Origin of the sequence: uncultured Roseobacter sp. (genome assembly GCF_947491795.1) — a bacterium.
In the GTDB taxonomy this organism is placed as follows: Bacteria; Pseudomonadota; Alphaproteobacteria; order Rhodobacterales; family Rhodobacteraceae; genus Roseobacter.
Genome location: NZ_CANLKW010000001.1, coordinates 639,239 through 656,913, shown reverse-complemented (window position 1 = coordinate 656,913; position 17,675 = coordinate 639,239). Strand labels below are relative to the sequence as shown.

Genomic DNA, 17,675 nt, shown 5'->3' with positions numbered 1-17,675 from the left:
TACCGGAGGCGAAAATGACCCTGAAACAACACACCGGCCCCCTGCTTGGCCTTCTGACAGTCCTGTGCTGGGCAGGTTATAACGTCGCTGCCAAACATGGCGTTGATACCGGGCTGTCGCCCAACGCTCTGGCTTTTCTCAGATTTGCTGTGCCCGGGCTGATCGTTTTGCCCCTTCTCAGCGCCCTGCATTTGCGCGGCAAAGCCGCTGGCATTCCAGTCCGGCGTCTTCTCTCCCTGGTCGCGTTGGGAGGCCCGGTGTTTGGTTTGTTTGCTGTCAGCGGGTACCTGCATGCCCCTCTTTCACACGGTCTGCTCTTTGCGCCCGTGGCCGTATTCGTTTCCGGCAGCCTGCTGGGCCGCCTTTTATTGCAGGAACGTGTGTCCTCCCGCAAACTGAAGGGAGCTGCTCTGATGTTCGCCGGGCTCGCCACGCTTGTCGGCCTGGATATAAGCGGGCTGGGCGCATCCTGGGCCATGGGTGCTGCGTTTTTTGTGCTGGCGGGTACAATGTGGGGCGGCTACACCGTGCTGCTGCGCCTGTGGCAGATCCCGATGATCGAGGGGACACTGTCCGTCGCTGGCGCCTCGTCCATCATCGCGGTGCCTGTGCTTGGTGTAACAGCCTCAGAGACACTGCTCATGATGGCACCAGCAGACCTTATCTTTCAGATCATAATGCAGGGATTGGTTGGTGGCGTGTTCAGCGTCGCGGCGCTTATCGGCGCAGTTCGTTTGCTGCCCGCGCACGTAGCAGCTCTGTTGCCGGTTTTCACGCCGGTCGTAGCCCTCGGGATAGCTGCTTCCGTCTCCGGCACTCTCCCGGGAACAGCCGAGATATCGGGTGCCCTGATCATCATTGCCGGTTTTGTCACAAGCCTTGGCATTTCGCCGGGAAAACTGTGGCCAACGACGCCCACAGCAACACCTCACTCCTGAACGAACCGCACACCCAAGGCATCGTGAAACCACAAATCCACTGCATTGCAACCAGAGAGAACAGCATGCTGACACCTGCAGACACCGACCAGTTCGCCGCTGAGTCCGCTGCCCGTCTGATCCGTGCAGAGCAGACAGGCCTGCGCCTCGCCATCGCCTGCCGCACGCTCGTCACCGGTCTCGCCTTTGCGTGGTACGTCGGCGCGCCCTTTCTGTTTTCTGATTTTGAACCGCGCCTTGCCGCCGTTATCGTCCTGTTGATTTTCACCGGGGTAGGTGTGGCGCATCTTGCGGTTATTGGCACCCGCTTTGATCGTTCGTGGATGAAGTATGCAGTCTATGCGTTGGATACCCTGTCGATCTGTGCCCTGTTTGCGCTGATCCCGATCAGCCGCGCAGACCAGGTGCCCCAGATCGTCGCGTTCCGTGCCTACGGTATCTATTATCTGTTTCCCATGGTCGCATTCTGCTGCCTCAGCCTGTCATGGCGCCTGGTGATCTGGACGGGAGCCATGTGCGTTGCCGGCTGGTGGGGAGCCTTTGTCTGGGTGACTTCCGGTATGGGGCGAACCCTGTCATGGGCCGATATCCCACCGGACGCCACCCGCGCAGACTATGAACAGGTGTTCCTGTCCATCGACTTTATCGGGCGGGGCAACCGGATCGAGGAATCCGTCATGCTGATGTGTGCCGCCCTGGTGCTTGCTGTCGCCGTATACCGCGCGCGCGGCGTATTTTTTGCTCAGGTCGCCTCAGATCTCGAATGGCATCGTGAGCGCAGTGCCCGGGAACGGGTAAGCGCCCTCTTTGGCAAATATGTTCCTGCCGAAATCGCACAGAAACTGATCGCTGCAGACGGCCCTCTGACGCCGCAACGCGCGGCGGGAACAGCGCTGGTGATGGACATCGCAGGTTTCACAAAATTCTCCGCGGGGCACCCGCCTGAATTCGTTATCGGAAAACTGGATGCCTTTCTGTCCGACGCAACAGACTGTGTGTCCAGGCAAGGCGGGATCGTCATGTCCTATCTGGGTGATGGCTTTCTGGTCACATTCAATGCGCCGATCAGCGTCGAAGACCCGGCAGGCGCAGCGCTCCGGACAGCGCAGGCTTTGCTGCAGGTTGCCCGAAATCATGGGTTTGGGGTGCGGGTCGGCATCGCCAGCGGCGATTTGGTAACAGGCACGATAGGCTCAACCGAACGCCAGTCCTTTACCGTCTACGGCGATGCGGTGAACCTTGCCGCACGTCTTGAAGGCCTGTGCAAAGCTCTCGGCGTTTCGGTGCTCGCGGATCAGCAGACCCGGAATGCACAGGGTGCATCAGCGCCGCTCGAGCCTTACGGGGATCAGCGCATTGCAGGGCTTGCAGACGAAGTTCCCGTGTTCCGGCTGAAAGAAACCGTGTAACTGCGTAATGCGGCCAGATCTGCTCGATCCGGGTTCCGGAAGTTTGCCGGCCCTTTCACGCACCGGACAGGAAAGGGAAGGGCCGTTGTCATAAGCCCGGTAGGCTTTCCACGGTGGCAGACAGATACAGGTTTGCAGCTGTACGCATCAATCGTATAGCGAAGTTTACATATTCAAAATGACCAATAGAAATCAGAGGGATACCGGTGCTGTTCTTTTCAGCAAGTCGAATCCCATTATTGATCGCATCCGCCCGATACCAATCCTTGGAGATGCCGGCGTCAGTCCAAACCGACTTTATGCATTTTCTGTGGAACCATGCCTCCGCTGACACGTTAGCGAAGGAACAGAAGGCAACCCTTTCTGCTTTGCGCACCACCGCGACGGTGCGATCCACAACCGGCGGCATGTATGTGTCCCTGCCTCGTCGCGTGCATACCGCCGGTTGTGCTAAATATCCGTCAGATCAGAACGCGCCTCGTGGGCTTTTTCACTGAGGGCCGCGCGCACAGATCCTATAAGCTCTTGCTCTGAAAAGGGCTTGCTCAGGTATATCCAGTCTTTATGCGCGTCGCGATTACGGGTGTCAAAAGCAATGATTTTTGTTCCATTGATCCAGAGCAGATCATCCTGTGACAGGTCCAGCGACCCATGGGCATCGGCAGCGATCATGATCAGATCCGGCGCTTTCGCTGTGCCGGACCGTGCATCAGCCATGTCATAAAAGACGGAAAGATCCGCATCCGGCAGTTGAATGCATAGCATCTCCCGCATATCCTCCGCGACAAAAGGGTTCCGCTCTATGATACATACTGCACGTCTGTCAGTCATCGGAATGTCCTTTTTGTAAGCGGTTGTTTTACCACCCCTGGCAGGAACCCGCATTAATCTGTGACATAGCACCCGGACATCTCCGCGCCCGGACGACATGACCATGCGTCAGCCAGGTGTCTGCATGCCCGTCTGCAGGATTTTGCGGAACCAAAACCATGCTCCGGGCCTTTTCCCTCTGGACCCGGCATGCGAGCCTGCGCGCAGCACCCGGCCTGACAGGAGAGAACACGTGCACAACATCGCAAACCGGTCATACCGCACCCCCTGGCTGGCCGCCGCGCTGATCGTCTGGCTGATGACACCACTGGCCGCGCCCGCGCAGACCACTGCGGCAGACAGCGCGCAGACGCCCGAAGCGCCCCAGCAACAGGTGGAGATCGACCCCGTCGCCCCGGACGCGGCAATTGCCGCGCGGATCACCCGCATCCTCGAAGCCACGGACTGGTACAGTGACATCAGGGTGACTGTGGACGAGGGCGTTGTCTTTCTGGATGCCGCCACAGACACAGACGCCCGCCGGACCTGGGCGCAGAGCCTTGCCTCAAAAACCACCGGTACCGTCGCCGTGGTGAACCGCATTGCCGTGGACGAGGCCGTTGTGTGGTCCTTTGATCCCGCAATGGCCGAGCTTGAGGCCCTGGCGCGCAAGGCGGTGACATTCCTGCCGCTGGTGCTGCTGGCCGTCCTTGTCCTGCCGCTGGCCTGGTTTGCCGCCCGCCTGGTGTCCAAACTGGCGAAACTGCTGCTGGCCAACCGCGTCCGCTCGCCGTTTCTGCGGGTGGTGATTGCGCGCACCATCGCCTTTCCGGTGTTCCTGGTGGGCCTTTACATCGTGCTGCAGGTGGCGGGGCTGACACAGCTGGCGGTCTCGCTGATCGGGGGTGCCGGCGTCATCGGGATCGTGATCGGTTTTGCTTTCCGCGACATTGCCGAAAACTTCCTGTCCTCGCTTATTCTCAGCGTGCGCCGCCCCTTTCAGCGCGGTGATTTCATCGAAGTGGCCGGCATCATGGGCACGGTCAAAAGCATGAGCACCCGCAGCACCCTGTTGTCCTCGGTTGAAGGCAATGAAATCCATATCCCCAACGCCACGGTCTTTAAAAACGTGATCGAGAATTACACCTCCTCGCCCAACCGGCGCGGGGAATTCCTGGTGGGGATCGGCTATGATGCCGCCGTGCCCAAAGCCCAGGAAATCATCATGGAATGCCTGGCCGGTCACAAGGCGGTTCTGGCTGATCCCGAACCCATGGTGCTGGTGGATGAGCTGGGCGCGTCGACCATCAATATGCGCACCTATTACTGGTTCGACGGGCATGTGATCTCTGCGGTCAAGCTCAAATCGGCCCTGCTGCGGGCCGTGAAAACCGCGCTGACCAACGCCGGGATCTCCATGCCGGACGAGGCGCGCGAGGTGATCTTCCCCGAAGGTGTGCGCGTGCTGGACCACACAGGCCCCAGGACGGCACCGCCTGCGCCGCCCCCGTCCGATCCGGACCCGGTGACCGAGCCCGCAGCCACCGAAGGCGAGGGCGATCTGCTGTCCGAAACTCCGGCACCCGAAAGCCCGCCCGAGACACAGGACGAAGAGGATGATCTGCTCGGCCCACGCTGAGCATCGTGCCTCAGCTGTCGCCCGGCCCGCCCTCTGTCACCATCCGGTATGTCTCCAGCTCTTCGGGCAGCAGCACATAGATCTCATCGGGCGGCGTGGCCAGGGCATGCTGCATGACCAGCGTGTCCACCCCCATAGCGTCCAGATACCGCATCACATCCGCCTGACCGCGCTGGATCACCTCCACCGCCCAATAGGCCGGCAAGGCAGAGCTTGCGCCAAAGAAATGCTGATGCACGCCGATCTGCGCGTCCTCGTGCGCGCGGCGTGCGACACCGGCGGCAAAGATATAGGGACAGGCCGACAGGCAGATATCTCCTGCGCCCGCCACGGTCTCCAGACCCCGCGCGCGCAGATCACGGCCGATCGCCAGCGCATCCGTGACCGACCCGCCGGGCGAATTCAGCCGCACATAGACCAGCCCGTCGGCCTGCGCCTCCAGCGCGTCGGTGACACGGGCGGCGTCGCCCTCGGCAATCTGACCTGTCAGTACCAGAACTTCGCCCTGCCGGTCAAAATCCAGCCGCCTGGGCATGTCCCCGCTCGAGGTGAACTGCTGCACATTCGGGCCATCCGCCGGGCGCAGCGGCAGGTCGCGCGGCGCATATTGCCGCCGCTGATCACCGGGGGCCACGGGGGTGTCAAACGCCGGTTGATCCGTGCTGCGCATCATTGCCGGCAGTGCCGACAGCAGATCACGCCCCATCAGCAGCAATGCCAGCAGGATCTGCAGCGCCAGCAGACCGGTCAGCGCGCCGCGTGTGGTGATCCCGCGCCGCGTGCTCATGACGATCCGCGCTCGACCCCGGTGCTCACAACCACCGGGGCTGCGCGTTCGGCAGGATCGCGGACCGGGGGTGTGTCGGGGTCCAGTTCCTGGGCTGCTTTGAGCGCCGCGCGCATCTGCGCCACGGTCAGACTGTCGGCCAGGGGCTGATCCGCCCTGCCTGCCCGGATGGCGTTTTGCGTTACGGCCAGGATAAACACCAGCACCGCGGGCAACAGATCAATCGCAATCGCCCCCGCCCAGGAGGGCACAAAGTTGCGCGCATAGATGATCACCGCATCCGCCGTGCTGATCGGGGTATAGATCGTGTCGGGTGCAGGCGGCATCGCCATCACCTCGCCTGCCGCCGCGCGCAGCGTCTCGGCCCGCTGGCCCAGCAGTTCCAGCACCGAGGCGATGGTACTGCGCTGTCCCTCGCGGGTCTCTGCGGTGCGCCCGTCCAGCTCTGGCAACACCACCGAAGCACTCAGATCAGAGGCCGCCCGCGCCACCAGTGGCGCCACAGACAGCTGCCGCAGCGTGGTGATCACCCCTGCCAGTCGCACGGCTTCCTCGGAAAACTCGACCGACCGGGCCTCGATAGCACCGGGTGCCACCGTCAGCGCCCGCATCCGGCTCAGAATGGCATTCCCTTCGGCAAAGGCGGCATCGACCAGCGGCTGCTGTGTGGCAATCTGCGCCTCCAGCCCGGCCAGCTCGTCTGATTTCTGGCGCAGCACGCGAAAGACCGCTCCTTCGCCCGCCAGCCCGGACAGATTGCCCGTGGCCTCCTGCTCGGACAGGTCCTCAAACGACTGGCGCACCCGTGCGACATCCCGCTCAAGCCCCTGGGCAGAGACGGCTATCTCATTCGCCCGCTCCAGCGCGCCCTGATACTCCTGCACCGTGCGCGCCAGATGCTGTTCCACCGCCGCCGCTCCGGCCAGCGCCGCCGCATTCAGCCATGACGACATCGCAATGATCGCCGCGGACCCGAGGCCCATGGACAGCATCAGCCCCATGCGCGACGCCCTGGCGCGCACCGCAGGCAACAGCCGCATCATATAGGACCAGAACACAAATATCCCGACCGAGACCGCGACCGAATAGCTGATCGCTGCAAAAAAGCTCAGCGATCCGTTGTCATCCAGCAGCGACGAGACACCCAAATAGGTGTAAATGCCCGAGGCCACGGCCAGCACACCCAGGGCCGCCCCGGTGAAACTGTCCAGCCAGGCCACATGGGATTCCAGCTCCTGCGCCTCGCGCAGTCCTTCGTTGTCTGTCTGTTGCACACCCGGCCCCCCGTTTACCGCACCACCCTATCATATGGGGTCACAGCCCAGCAGCGCCACCCCCGCAGCGCACCGGCAGATACGCGCGCGGCGTGTTGCGAGGTGGGGATACGCCGCGCGCTTCTGCCGACCGGGGATCATGTGCGTCTCGTCACCTCGTCAACCTGAAACTCATACGCCGGTGTCAGCAGATAAATGTGTTAACGCGGTCAGGAGTTACCTGCATTAATCTGTGACATAGCCTGGGTGGCTGATCTGCGGTGCTCCGGAATTGCGGCAATTATCCGCCTGTACGGCGACGGCTGCTCCCGGACACCCCGGCGATCCGTTCCGCCCATGCGAGCAAAAGACCGGTGTCCTGTATGCTCCAGTGACGCGGCCTGCCGGTGACAGCAGACAGCGTCCCGCAACAGTGCCCGGTGCCTGTACGCATGACCGGCACCCCCAGATAGCCGCAGATGCCCTGCCGGTAACATAAAGCCCGGTCAGCCACCGCCGGATGCGCATGCACGTTATCGATCACCATGGGATAATTCATGTCGCGTACCATGGCCGGCAGGCTGTCTGCTGCCAGATGCCTGATCGGCTGCGCGCCCAGACGGTCCAGACCAACCTCTGCGGCCACCACATGCGGCCCCGGCCCCGCCTGGCTGAGAAAGACAGCCGTGCACTCAAGAGCCTGCCTGATTTGCTGCAACGCCGGCATCGGGTCCCGGTCGAAGACCGACTGGTTTTCGTACGTCATGGCGGTTCTCCGGTCTAGTGCGTGCTTCTGATCAGAAGCGCGCACGATGACACCGCAGACAAACGCCCGCTATTAACTGTGACACAGAGGCCGCGATTCCGCGACCTGCCCTCAAGTCACTCCACAGCTGCGGTAATCCGCCCTGGCTCAAACAGGGGAACGGTAGAGATCGCCATTTTCGCTGATCCGTTCTGAACCTCGCGCGCGTGGGAGATGTAGATCAGTGTGCGGTTCTGTGCATCATAAATGCGTCTGATCTGCAGAGACTTCCAGATGATCGACCGGCGCTCGGAAAATACCGACTCGCCCTCATCCGACATATCAATATCGCCAATCACCAACGGACCGGTCTGGCGGCATGCAATGGACGAATTCGACGGGTCCTCAAACCAGTTTCCCTTTTGCAGCCGGTCAATAATACCGCGCTCGAAATAGGCGACATGGCAGGTCACGCCGGACACCTCCGGGTCGGCAAAGGCCTCAATCACAATGTCATTGCCCAGCCAGTCGACGTCAACATTGCCCACCTGTTCGGCGCTCGCCGAAAAAGCCGGAACAAATATGCCAAGAATTGCAGCGCTGCGCAGAGTATTGATCAGAGACATGAGGACACCTTTTCTGTGTGCTTTGGGAGCTAACGCAGCAGACCAACCCTTCGTTCCCTCGCCTGTCCGGTTCTCTCGTTGAGACCGGATGGGTGTTCTTCTCGGTGTTGCGCAGTGTGCCTTTCTTTGTTGCAGCAATCACAGCGGGCCCCTGATCTCGCACGTCATCAATTTTGCCGCTTCAAAACGCGGGCCAGGCATAGCGCTGGGGGGTATACACAAAGGGCCCAATACACCGGGCTATCACGGGTAGAGGATTATGACATCAAAGCTGGATATTGACATGCAGACCCGGCGCGCGGTGTCGGCGGATGCCCATGTGGACCGCGCTGGTCGTTGTTAAGCAGATCACCGGCTCATCCGGTGCGTTGGCCTACTGCGCCTCTCCGGCCATGAGCGCTTCGCGGATTTTCTACCTGTCGCTCTATGCGTTCGGCATCAAGCCGTTCCGAAGCCTCAGCTGGGCTTGTTTCTGATCGCAGCTTCTGTCTTTGAAGCTGGTGTGGTGTGGGTACTGGATGCGATAGGCGTGGTTGCTGCCAAATAAACTGACTGACAAAACTGATGATTTCGGAAGGGCGGCCCGAAGCAGATCGCGCTGTCGATGATCGACGCCGGGCAGCCGATACCGTTTCGCTCGCCGAGCTGGAGCCTGGGCTCACTGTGTTGGAAATGGGGCTGGACATGGTCATCGGCGACCATCCTTTTAATGGAGCTCATTAACGAAGCGAACGCCCTGCCCAGATCCAAGACAAGCTAGAAATTGTAAATGTCAATGTACGAAGTCCAAGCCAGCGTTAGATCCATGGCTTCTTGGCTACGATAACCGATGTCATTGCTCTTTGTTCTCTTTTCTTCGGTTAGGCGATAGCGGACATTAGCGCAGATGCAGCGAAATGGCGCTTTGTCTGCTGTCTGTCCTTGATGAGCGTATATATCAGGAGCGGAAGGTGCGGCGCGGGTCCAAGGTCCGATCTCGAGCCCGAAGCGGTCACCAGCTATGTTTGCTTTAAGCTCAGGACAAGCATACCACTCGTCGAGACGATGGAGTATTGAACCGTGCACAATTTCTTTTCTTCGCTTATTTTGGCAACTTTGTTGACGGCCTGTGCTACAACGTCAGGTCTCAACGAGCCGGTAGTGATAGACGAAGAAATACAGAGAGATCACGCCAACAATTGGCTATGCGAAAGACTAGCAGCTGCCTACCGGGAAGACCGTACTGCCAATCCAGAGCTATGTGAGGGCTACGACCAAGAAGGCTGGCCATCAAGGTAACGGACGTAAGATACGTTCCAATGGCAACTTCGTCCGCACACTATCAGTTCGTGCGCGCCGCAGCCAACGGCCATGTTCCCTGAACCGGCTTTTCGTGATCAACGCGGAGAAGGTGCCGGTAGAGCCCATACTGCCAAATGCCGCACTTCGCACGAATGGGTGCGAACCGCGTATTGCAGTCATAGGCCGTCGCAAAGACGGCCCTAGTTGAAAACAATGATCGGCTTTTGCCCAGTTTAGGCTCTGAAAATTCCGACGCGTTTAACCGGACTTAAACTTCCTCATCAATTCTTCCTGCCTCTGACCATTGACCTGCATGTATGATCCCACGGTCACGGCCAGTTTTTCATGCCCAAGGTTCATCGACCACGCTTTTCGCTCCTCCATAGTGTCACAGAAACGGTCCATTTCCATCGCCAGAGTCTTGCGAAAGCTGTGTGGTGTGTAGGGATGCAACTGGACGTTGGAAAAGGCAGTGCGGATGATCTCGTTTAGTTTGGACGTGGTCGCGTAAGGTTCTCGGGTCAGAACCGGGTCGCTGAACCCCTTGCCTTTGACTACTGGCACCTGAGCCTTGGGAAACAGCGCGTCTTCCGGGCCACGGAGCATTTCATCGTTCAGAAAGGTCAACCATGCAGTGAGGCAGTCCAGATAAGCGGCTTCTACAGGAAAGAAGTATGTGTTGATCGTCTTGGCCGCTTTTGTGTTCACTACGCGCGCATCCTGAAATACGTGGCCGCGCGCCAGATTGACGTGTTTGATCCGCAGGGACGCCACGGCCCCGACCCGCGCCCCTGTCAACATGAAGAATGCAAACAGAGCCTTGTCGCGTTTCTCGAACGCGGTACGGTTCGGCATCGCATGAAACGCATGCGCCGCGGCTTTCACCGTCGGATAAGGAACCTCTCGGGACGTGTGCGCTACCCTCGTCCGTTTCTTAGTGTTGTTGAAATACCGTACATCGGCATAGGTCAGCACTTTTTTGAATCCTGGTTTGCCGACCAGCCAATGAAAGAACTTCTTGACCGCACGCAGAGTGGAATCGACCGTTGAGGCCCCAAGCGGTTTGCCGGATTTGGCATTGCGGGCACTGTACATTACCTCCTTGAATTTCACAGCTTGGTCGATGTGAAATTTCTTGAAAGGTTTGAACCTGGTCGTTTCCTCGAACCGATGGATTGCGGCCAGCGCCTTGTCGATAGTGGAATCGTCATAGCCATCCGCCTCGCGAAGATCGCGCGTGTAATTTCGTTTGATCCGTTCGTTTTCCGGATTGAATTTGACCATGTCGAAATGCTCCCTTTAATGCTCAGTTAGGTATGCCGGTGTAAGTTTGTTTGAATCTGTCCTGGCGGGCACGCAGAAGTTATGGTTTAGGTAAGGGTTGAGGGGTTCCCTTAGGCATGCGCACCATTGCGGATTGCGACGCTCAGAAAACCAGCCAAACCGAGCAGTTGTGATTTACTGACGAACTTGCAGCACTTGCCTTCACAGACCTCACACAACGCCTCCAATCTGCCTCTGGCGGATGTATGCGGGATGTAGTCGGCCAATCCGCCCCAGGCGCCCCGTGCTGTGCCGCAGTGCAGGCAATTGAACTCATGCGCCCTCAGTCTCAGTGTGGGTTTATTCGACCTTTTCAAGATGAAAGCCCTCAGGCAGGCGCCGACAATCAGATGGGGCTTTTGATCGTCGATCACAACGAGCCCGATCTTGCGCCATGATCGCACTGTCTGAACGCTAACGCCCAGAACCCTCGCGGCCTCATCATACGTGTATTGTCGGAGCGCCTTGATGGCTCGCGCTGACACCCGCCGAGCCATCAGTTTGCCCCATCGCTGTTCGGATCAACCCGGTTCGCTTCAGCCCATGCGTTCAGATCAGCGCCGCAATAAACTATTTTGCGCCCCAGTTTGTAAAACGGTGGGCCCATGCGTTTGTGACGCCACTGCGCCAGCTTGTCCCTGTCGCCAATAAGGTTGAGTTCCTCATCGCCAAGGATGTAGTTTCGCTTGTCGTCAAACAGTTTTGCCATCATCCGATCCCTTTTGTCGGTTTCCAATGGCTACGAATGTTTGAAAAAACTTCCTGGGCCGCTAGAGTGTCAGAACTGTCAAAACCCAAACGACCTTTTGACACGGGTTTTGGCACGGTTTTTGGATCACTATTTTAACGTGCTTTCAGTTCCGCCTGCCGTTCTGCGAATTCTAATTGCTCCGTAAAGTGCGTCTCACCCGGTTCAAAGTTGATAGACCGACCGCATAATTGAGGTAGTCTTCAATGAGACGCAACTCTTCCTTGCGGGACAAGTTTTCATCTTTCAACTTAAGTTGTTGATAGGCTCTCAAGACGTCATTCTTCTTGTCAGGCCGCCCACCTTTTGGTCGGTTTTCAGGAACCGCGTCGGTTCTAAAACCTGGTGTCAAAACCCTCAGAGCAACCTCCACATTTTCCATTGTCTGTAACTTTTCCCACTTCTCGACAGACGCTTCTGGCAGGCAGATTGAAGATCCACGTGTTTCGGACCAAACGTTCCGAACATAGGAGTCCTCAAGCAGGTCATTGCTCCATGGAGGTAGCTCCATTGGGATGACAAACGATGGTCGCTCAAACAGAATTGGCAACGTATGAAACACTTCGGCAAAGAGGATTTTCTCGAGGTCTTCGCCAGCGGGTCTCCCCTTCTTGTCGGGCCACAGCCAGCCCATATCAGCAGCACAAAACGCAGAAGACCCCATCTGTTTGAGCCACATTCCGTCTGGGCCTGCTTCATCGGGGCGCATGCTGATTTGGGCACTATCAAAAGCGGTGGTCTTCAACAGCAACCTTGCCCCTGAATGGGCAAGAACGGGTTCGACCTGCATGATCTCCCCCTTGAGCGGTACAAGGCTTAACTGGAGTGTATCAAACATCTTTAAAAAAGCATCTTCACACAAGTCCAAAGCGGTGCCGAACACGTAGTCGGATGAGTGCGGATCTGCTTCCATACAAGCCAATGCGCGTTTTCTAACAAGGGACAAAAACTGGTTCTCAAAATCACGCCAAAGACGCGAGATTGAAACAAAACCTTCACGTCCGAACATTCAATAATTCCTCTTTGTCAGCATGTTCAATTCGTCGCGAATTCAGACCACCGCTCCATCAATGCCCGGCGCTTATCCAGCAAATCGGACCGCGCATAGGCCCGTTCCACGTCTGAGCCGACCTGATGCGCCAAGCTCATTTCCGCCACCTCGCGTGGGGCGTTGGCAACTTCAGAGGCCCAGTCACGGAAAGTAGAGCGGAAGCCATGCACCGTGACATCATCGACCTGCATCCGGCGCAGGAGCATCAGCATCGACATATTAGACAGTGGCTGGTGACGTTTCTGACCCTCGAACACATACTGCGACTGCATCGCGCGCAGCGGCTCAATGATCGACAGCATTTCATCCGTCAGCGGCACGCGGTGATCCGCTCCTGTTTTCATCCGCACCGCCGGGCAGGTCCACACCCGCGCGTCCGGGTCGACCTCGCCCCATTGCATCCCCAGCACTTCGCCCGTGCGCGATCCGGTCAGGCAGGTGAACATCAGCGCCTTGGCCGCCATCGCATTGCGGGATTTCAGGTCAGCATAGAAAGCAGGCACATCGCGCCAGTGCATCGCCTTGTGGTGCCGGACCTTCTTCTTCACTTTGGGCAGCGCGCCCGCGTCCTTGATCGCCGTCACCGGGTTTTCGCCTTCGCGGAACCCTTTCGACCGCGCCACATCCAGCACCGTTTTGATCCGTTGCGCCAGCCGTTTTGCGGTTTCGTGCTTTTCGGTCCAGATCGGCGCGAGACACATCATCACTTCCGGCTGGTCAACACTGTCAATCGGCATCCGGCCGATCTTGGGAAAGGCGTAGTCGCGCAGCGTGTTGATCCACTGCTGCCCATGTTTCGCGTTCTTCCACGTGGGCATGCGGTCTATATGCACTTGTTTGGCGAACTCTTCGAATGTCGGGATGTCACGGGTTGCGTTGAAACGCGGGTTCAGGCCGGTCCTGGCCATGCGGCGATATTCCAGCGCCCGCTCGCGTGCCTGATTGATCGTGACAATGTCCGCGCCACCCAAACCAAAGTCCGTCCGCAGCGGCGCGCCCTTCCTGTTCTTCTGACCCTTGACCACCACCCGCACAATCCAGCGCCGCGCGCCGGAGGGGTCAACCACGAGATAAAGACCGTTGCCATCCCCGTGCCGCCCAGCGCCAAGGTTCTCCACCAGTTTCTTCGTCAGCTTGCCGGACAGGGCCATTCAAAAATACCACTTTTCGTACCACTCAAGGAGCAAACATAACTACCATCGAAAGAAACTCAAGAAAAAGAAAAAGCGCCCTCAAAACCAATAAAACAAAGGAAAATACTCACCGAAGGTGATCCGGCCAAAATCCAGAAAATGGTGGTATGGCGGAGACGAAGGGATTCGAACCCTCGAGACCCTTCCGGGCCTACTCCCTTAGCAGGGGAGCGCCTTCGACCACTCGGCCACGTCTCCGCTGACCGTCCTATCGGGCAGCCTGGTGGAAAACAAGAGATAAATCCGGGACCGGTGGCGAAAACTGATACCAAAACCGGCCATCTGTCAGCCGAGCACCTCCTGAATTGCCGCGCGTGTGGTTTCAACGACTGTTTCGACCTCTTCCCGGCTGATGCAGAGCGGGGGAGCGAAGCCTATTGTGTCACTCTGGGGCATAGCGCGGGCAATCACACCGCGCTGCCCCATGGCGGACACAACCGACGCGACGACACCGCCGGCGGGGTCGAAACTCTTCAGAGGCTGCCGGGTCTCGGCCAGTTCCACAGCACAGAGCAACCCTTCGCCGCGTATATCAGCCACATTGGGATGTGAAGAGAGCGCCTCCTGCAGTTTTACGCGCATAAAGGCACCGGTCTGGCCCGCGTTCTCCACCAGCCCAAGCTCATCAATCAGCTTAAGATTTGCGATGGCCGCGGCGGCACCGATCGGGTGCGCGGAATAGGTCCAGCCATGTCCGAAGGCGCCGTTTTCATCTGTCCCCCGCGCCAGAACCTGCCACATCCGGTCAGAGACGATACTGCCGGACAGCGGTGCATAGGCTGAAGTCAGCCCCTTGGCGATGGTGATGAGATCGGCCTCGATGCCATAGTGATCCGCCCCGAACATAGTGCCCAGCCGCCCGAAGCCGGTCACAACCTCGTCGCAGACAAGCAGGATATTATAGCGGCGCAGAACCTCCTGAATTGCAGCCCAGTACCCCTCGGGCGGCGGGACAATACCACCGGTGCCCAGCATGGGTTCTGCCACAAATGCAGCGACCGTTTCCGGCCCTTCTGCGAGGATCATCTTTTCGAGCTGTTGCGCGCACCAGGCACTGAATTCTGTTTCGCTCATATCCGGGTCATGCCGGTGCAGATAATACGGGGCTTCGGTGTGGGTGACCTGGGCCAGAGGCAGATCGAATTTTTTGTGAAACAGGCCCAGCCCGGTCAGCGAGCCGGTCATGAGGCCTGATCCGTGATACCCCCGCTGCCGCGAGATTATCTTCTTTTTCTCCGGTTTGCCGAGAATGTTGTGATAGTACCAGACCAGCTTGATGTTCGTCTCATTCGCGTCCGAGCCGCCCAGGCCAAAGTACACCTTCGACATATTGGACGGCGCGCGGTCGAGCACCATTTTGGACAGCGTGACGGAGGCTTCGGTGCCGTGACCCATATAGGCATGATAGTACGCCAGTTTATGGGCCTGTTCGGAAATGGCATCGGCGATTGAGGTGCGCCCATACCCGACATTCACACAGTAAAGACCGGCAAAAGCATCCAGCATCTTTTTGCCATCGCGGTCTTCGATCCAGACACCTTTACCGCCGGTGATGATTCTGGTGGGCGTGTCGCCCCGGGCATGTGCGGCCAGATGCGTGGAAGGGTGAAAGAAGTTTTCCCGGTCCCATTCGGCGAGAGTGTCATTGGTCAGCATCGGTCATCCTTTCGGGGTTTTTACTTCGGTGGCCAGCACGGCCAGGCAATCGCCCTGCCGGATCAGACCGGGGTGGTGCCGGACCATCACAAGGCCGGACATCTGCGCAAGGACGTCAACCGGTTCTGCGCCGGTGCGGTCCAGCGTCCAGATGCGCGCCAGCAGATCGCCCTGGCTCACGGTTTGGCCCAGAGCCGCCCTGAAATCCAGCATCCCGCCGCAGGGCGAGAAATGAAAACAGTCTTCTGTCTCCTGCGCCAGATGGCAGGTCGGGGCGGTCTCGGGCACACCGGCCAGAATACCGCTGTGGATCAGGAAGTTATGCAGGCCCCGGCGCGCGATCTCCATGGTATGCGGGGTGGCCGTGCCGGTGCCACCCAGTTCGGTTGTTACAAAGGTTTTGCCCTGGCTTTCGGCGGCATGATCATACATGGCCGATGGATCGATCTCGCGCATGTCCAGGCTGAAGGGCGCGCAGAAAGCATCGCGGGCGGCCCGGCACCGGGCTTCCTGTGCTTTGTCTTGCAGGATGTGACAGGCCGCAAATGGCAGAAAGTCCAGTGTTCGCCCGCCGGAATGAAAATCGAGCACGACATCCGCCAGCGGCAGCAGCACGCGGGTGAAATAGTCGGCGATTTTTTCTGTCACAGAGCCGTCAGGACGCCCGGGAAAGGCCCGGTTCATATTGCCGCCGTCAATGGGCGAGGTGCGCGTCCCGGCCTGTACAGCGGGCGCGTTCATGAAGGGGACCAGAATGATGCGCCCCGATACCAGCGCGGGGTCAGTGTCGCGCGCTGCCTCCAGGATCGCGAGCGGTCCTTCGTATTCGTCGCCGTGGTTGCCGCCGGTGATCAGCGCAGTGGGGCCATTGCCGTTGCGGACCACTGTGACCGGGATCATCACAGAGCCCCAGGCACTGTCGTCCCGGCTCCAGGGCAGCCGCAGGTGACCGTGCTGCACACCCTGCGCGTCAAAATCAACGGTTGCGGTCACAGGGGAGGCGGGCAGGCTCATTCTTTGACCATCAGCTGACGGGGCGTTGTGCAGAGACACTCGGCACCGGTGTCTGTGATCAGCACCGGCTCCGTGATCTCGATACCGCCGTCATCAAGCCACAGGGCGGGCATGAAATGAAAGGTCATACCCGGTTGCAGGACCGTTTTGTCATCGCGGCGCAGTGAAAACGTCCTCTCTCCCCAGTCCGGCGGATAGGAAATGCCGATCGAATAGCCACAGCGGTTGTCTTTTTCAAAACCAAGGCGGTTCAGCGTTGCGTTGAACGCATTGGCAATGTCCTCGGTCAGGTTGCCCGGCCGCGCCTTTGCCAGCCCTGCCTCAACCGCCTCCAGAACGGCGGCTTCTGCCCGGCGGTATTTATCGGGAGGCGTTCCCAGAAAAAGCGTGCGCGACTGCGGGGCGTGATACCGGCGGTAGACACCCGCGATCTCAAAAAAAGTGGCCTCGCCTTTCTTCATGGGTTTGGCATTCCAGGTCAGATGCGGGGCTGTTGCTTCTGCGCCGGAAGGTGCCAGCGGCACGATAGAGGGGTAGTCGCCCCAGTGGCCCCCGGCGCCGGTGATGCCCGCGTGGCTGATCTCGGCCACCAGCGCATTTTTTGGCAACCCGGGCTCTGCATGTTCCATGATGGTTGCGTGCATCTTTTCAACGATCCGCGCGGCCCGTCGCATACAGGTAATTTCAGCCGGGCTTTTCACGCAGCGCTGCCAGTTGACGAGGCCGTTTACGTCAACCCAGGCGGCGGATGGCAGAGTTCTTTGCAATGTCTGCCAGGCCGCCGCTGTGAAATAGTAGTTGTCCATTTCGAGCCCGATCCGCATCTGCTCCCAGCCCATGTGCGCCAACAGTGCTGCCAGATCCTCCATCGGGTGCTTTTCGGGGTTTTGGACATAGGTGTCGTCATATCCGTGAATGCAGTCGCCGGGCATCATCACCGTACGCTGCGCACCCAGTGCATCGATCCCGCGCCCCCACCAGAGTGGCGGGCCCTCAGGCCCCAGGACAACGGCCTGATGCACGTAGAACGACCAGCCGTCATACCCTGTCAGCCAGGCCATGTTCGCCGGGTCACAGACGACTATTACATCGGCACCGGATGCGTCCATCGCCGACCGGGTCCGGGCAATCCTGTCTTCATATTCGGCAGGTTCAAAGGGCAGGTCGGTCGCTGGCATCTTGTATCTCCCCGGGCACCCGTC

At 59.1% G+C, this 17,675-nt stretch carries 19 protein-coding genes, 1 tRNA gene and 1 pseudogene; 5 read left to right on the top strand and 16 right to left on the bottom strand.

The genetic code is table 11. The annotated features are described in order from the left end of the window. The first annotated feature begins 14 nt into the window (after positions 1-14). A complete protein-coding gene (locus Q1A34_RS03270; RefSeq protein ID WP_300030699.1) occupies positions 15-938 on the top strand; it encodes a DMT family transporter in 924 nt (307 codons plus the stop codon). A gap of 65 nt (positions 939-1,003) precedes the next feature. Next, positions 1,004-2,347 carry an adenylate/guanylate cyclase domain-containing protein gene (locus Q1A34_RS03265; RefSeq protein ID WP_300030697.1) on the top strand — a complete coding sequence of 448 codons (1,344 nt, stop codon included), beginning with the start codon at positions 1,004-1,006 and terminating at the stop codon, positions 2,345-2,347. 88 nt (positions 2,348-2,435) lie between these two features. Here Q1A34_RS03265 and Q1A34_RS03260 read toward each other — a convergent pair whose 3' ends face one another. Together Q1A34_RS03260 and Q1A34_RS03255 are read right to left on the bottom strand one after the other, a co-directional pair. Further along, positions 2,436-2,756 (bottom strand): hypothetical protein, encoded by a 321-nt coding sequence (locus tag Q1A34_RS03260; RefSeq protein ID WP_300030695.1) that lies wholly within the window; start codon positions 2,754-2,756, stop codon positions 2,436-2,438. A gap of 41 nt (positions 2,757-2,797) precedes the next feature. Beyond that, the gene (locus tag Q1A34_RS03255; protein WP_300030692.1) at positions 2,798-3,178 is read right to left on the bottom strand and encodes a hypothetical protein; all 381 of its coding nucleotides are present in this window, start codon (positions 3,176-3,178) and stop codon (positions 2,798-2,800) included. A 232-nt stretch (positions 3,179-3,410) separates the two neighbouring features. Here Q1A34_RS03255 and Q1A34_RS03250 point away from each other — a divergent pair, with 232 nt between their 5' ends. Beyond that, positions 3,411-4,796, top strand: coding sequence for a mechanosensitive ion channel family protein (locus tag Q1A34_RS03250; protein ID WP_300030689.1), 1,386 nt, complete (start codon positions 3,411-3,413; stop codon positions 4,794-4,796). Between the two features lie 10 nt (positions 4,797-4,806). Here Q1A34_RS03250 and Q1A34_RS03245 read toward each other — a convergent pair whose 3' ends face one another. The 4 genes from Q1A34_RS03245 to Q1A34_RS03230 all read right to left on the bottom strand — a co-directional run bounded on the left by Q1A34_RS03245 (position 4,807) and on the right by Q1A34_RS03230 (position 8,207). Continuing rightward, a complete protein-coding gene (locus Q1A34_RS03245) occupies positions 4,807-5,583 on the bottom strand; it encodes a hypothetical protein (protein ID WP_300030686.1) in 777 nt (258 codons plus the stop codon). After that, positions 5,580-6,857 carry a hypothetical protein gene (locus Q1A34_RS03240; protein ID WP_300030683.1) on the bottom strand — a complete coding sequence of 426 codons (1,278 nt, stop codon included), beginning with the start codon at positions 6,855-6,857 and terminating at the stop codon, positions 5,580-5,582. Before Q1A34_RS03240 ends, Q1A34_RS03245 begins: the two co-directional genes overlap by 4 nt. A gap of 280 nt (positions 6,858-7,137) precedes the next feature. Then, positions 7,138-7,602: a GAF domain-containing protein gene (locus Q1A34_RS03235; protein ID WP_300030681.1), complete on the bottom strand. Its 465-nt coding sequence runs from the start codon at positions 7,600-7,602 to the stop codon at positions 7,138-7,140. A 116-nt stretch (positions 7,603-7,718) separates the two neighbouring features. After that, the gene (locus Q1A34_RS03230; RefSeq protein WP_300030678.1) at positions 7,719-8,207 is read right to left on the bottom strand and encodes a CreA family protein; all 489 of its coding nucleotides are present in this window, start codon (positions 8,205-8,207) and stop codon (positions 7,719-7,721) included. Positions 8,208-8,524: 317 nt separating this feature from the next. Between Q1A34_RS03230 and Q1A34_RS03225 the strand changes: the two genes are divergently transcribed. Both Q1A34_RS03225 and Q1A34_RS03220 read left to right on the top strand, forming a co-directional pair. Next, the gene (locus Q1A34_RS03225; RefSeq protein WP_300030675.1) at positions 8,525-8,683 is read left to right on the top strand and encodes an MAPEG family protein; all 159 of its coding nucleotides are present in this window, start codon (positions 8,525-8,527) and stop codon (positions 8,681-8,683) included. A gap of 88 nt (positions 8,684-8,771) precedes the next feature. After that, the gene (locus Q1A34_RS03220) at positions 8,772-8,930 is read left to right on the top strand and encodes a hypothetical protein (RefSeq protein ID WP_300030672.1); all 159 of its coding nucleotides are present in this window, start codon (positions 8,772-8,774) and stop codon (positions 8,928-8,930) included. An 816-nt stretch (positions 8,931-9,746) separates the two neighbouring features. Here Q1A34_RS03220 and Q1A34_RS03215 read toward each other — a convergent pair. The 10 genes and pseudogenes from Q1A34_RS03215 to Q1A34_RS03175 all read right to left on the bottom strand — a co-directional run bounded on the left by Q1A34_RS03215 (position 9,747) and on the right by Q1A34_RS03175 (position 17,651). Further along, complete coding sequence (locus tag Q1A34_RS03215) at positions 9,747-10,772, bottom strand: site-specific integrase (protein ID WP_300030669.1); 1,026 nt, start codon at positions 10,770-10,772, stop codon at positions 9,747-9,749. Between the two features lie 110 nt (positions 10,773-10,882). Next, positions 10,883-11,185, bottom strand: a complete 303-nt coding sequence (locus tag Q1A34_RS03210) for a hypothetical protein (RefSeq protein WP_300030666.1) — start codon at positions 11,183-11,185, stop codon at positions 10,883-10,885. Between the two features lie 24 nt (positions 11,186-11,209). Continuing rightward, positions 11,210-11,308: pseudogene (locus Q1A34_RS22030) on the bottom strand (hypothetical protein); the annotation flags it as partial. Further along, positions 11,308-11,520, bottom strand: coding sequence for a MerR family transcriptional regulator (locus tag Q1A34_RS03205; protein WP_300030663.1), 213 nt, complete (start codon positions 11,518-11,520; stop codon positions 11,308-11,310). The pseudogene Q1A34_RS22030 and the gene Q1A34_RS03205, both read right to left, overlap by 1 nt. A 172-nt stretch (positions 11,521-11,692) precedes the next feature. After that, positions 11,693-12,568, bottom strand: a complete 876-nt coding sequence (locus Q1A34_RS03200) for a hypothetical protein (RefSeq protein WP_300030660.1) — start codon at positions 12,566-12,568, stop codon at positions 11,693-11,695. 26 nt (positions 12,569-12,594) lie between these two features. Further along, positions 12,595-13,761 carry a site-specific integrase gene (locus tag Q1A34_RS03195; protein WP_300030658.1) on the bottom strand — a complete coding sequence of 389 codons (1,167 nt, stop codon included), beginning with the start codon at positions 13,759-13,761 and terminating at the stop codon, positions 12,595-12,597. 150 nt (positions 13,762-13,911) lie between these two features. Next, positions 13,912-14,001 (bottom strand) — tRNA-Ser (locus Q1A34_RS03190). Positions 14,002-14,088: 87 nt separating this feature from the next. Continuing rightward, a complete protein-coding gene (locus tag Q1A34_RS03185) occupies positions 14,089-15,459 on the bottom strand; it encodes an aminotransferase (protein WP_300030655.1) in 1,371 nt (456 codons plus the stop codon). Positions 15,460-15,462: 3 nt separating this feature from the next. After that, positions 15,463-16,467 (bottom strand): N(2)-acetyl-L-2,4-diaminobutanoate deacetylase DoeB, encoded by a 1,005-nt coding sequence (gene doeB, locus Q1A34_RS03180; RefSeq protein WP_300032323.1) that lies wholly within the window; start codon positions 16,465-16,467, stop codon positions 15,463-15,465. 2 nt (positions 16,468-16,469) lie between these two features. Then, positions 16,470-17,651, bottom strand: coding sequence for a M24 family metallopeptidase (locus tag Q1A34_RS03175; RefSeq protein ID WP_300030652.1), 1,182 nt, complete (start codon positions 17,649-17,651; stop codon positions 16,470-16,472). Positions 17,652-17,675 lie beyond the last annotated feature (24 nt).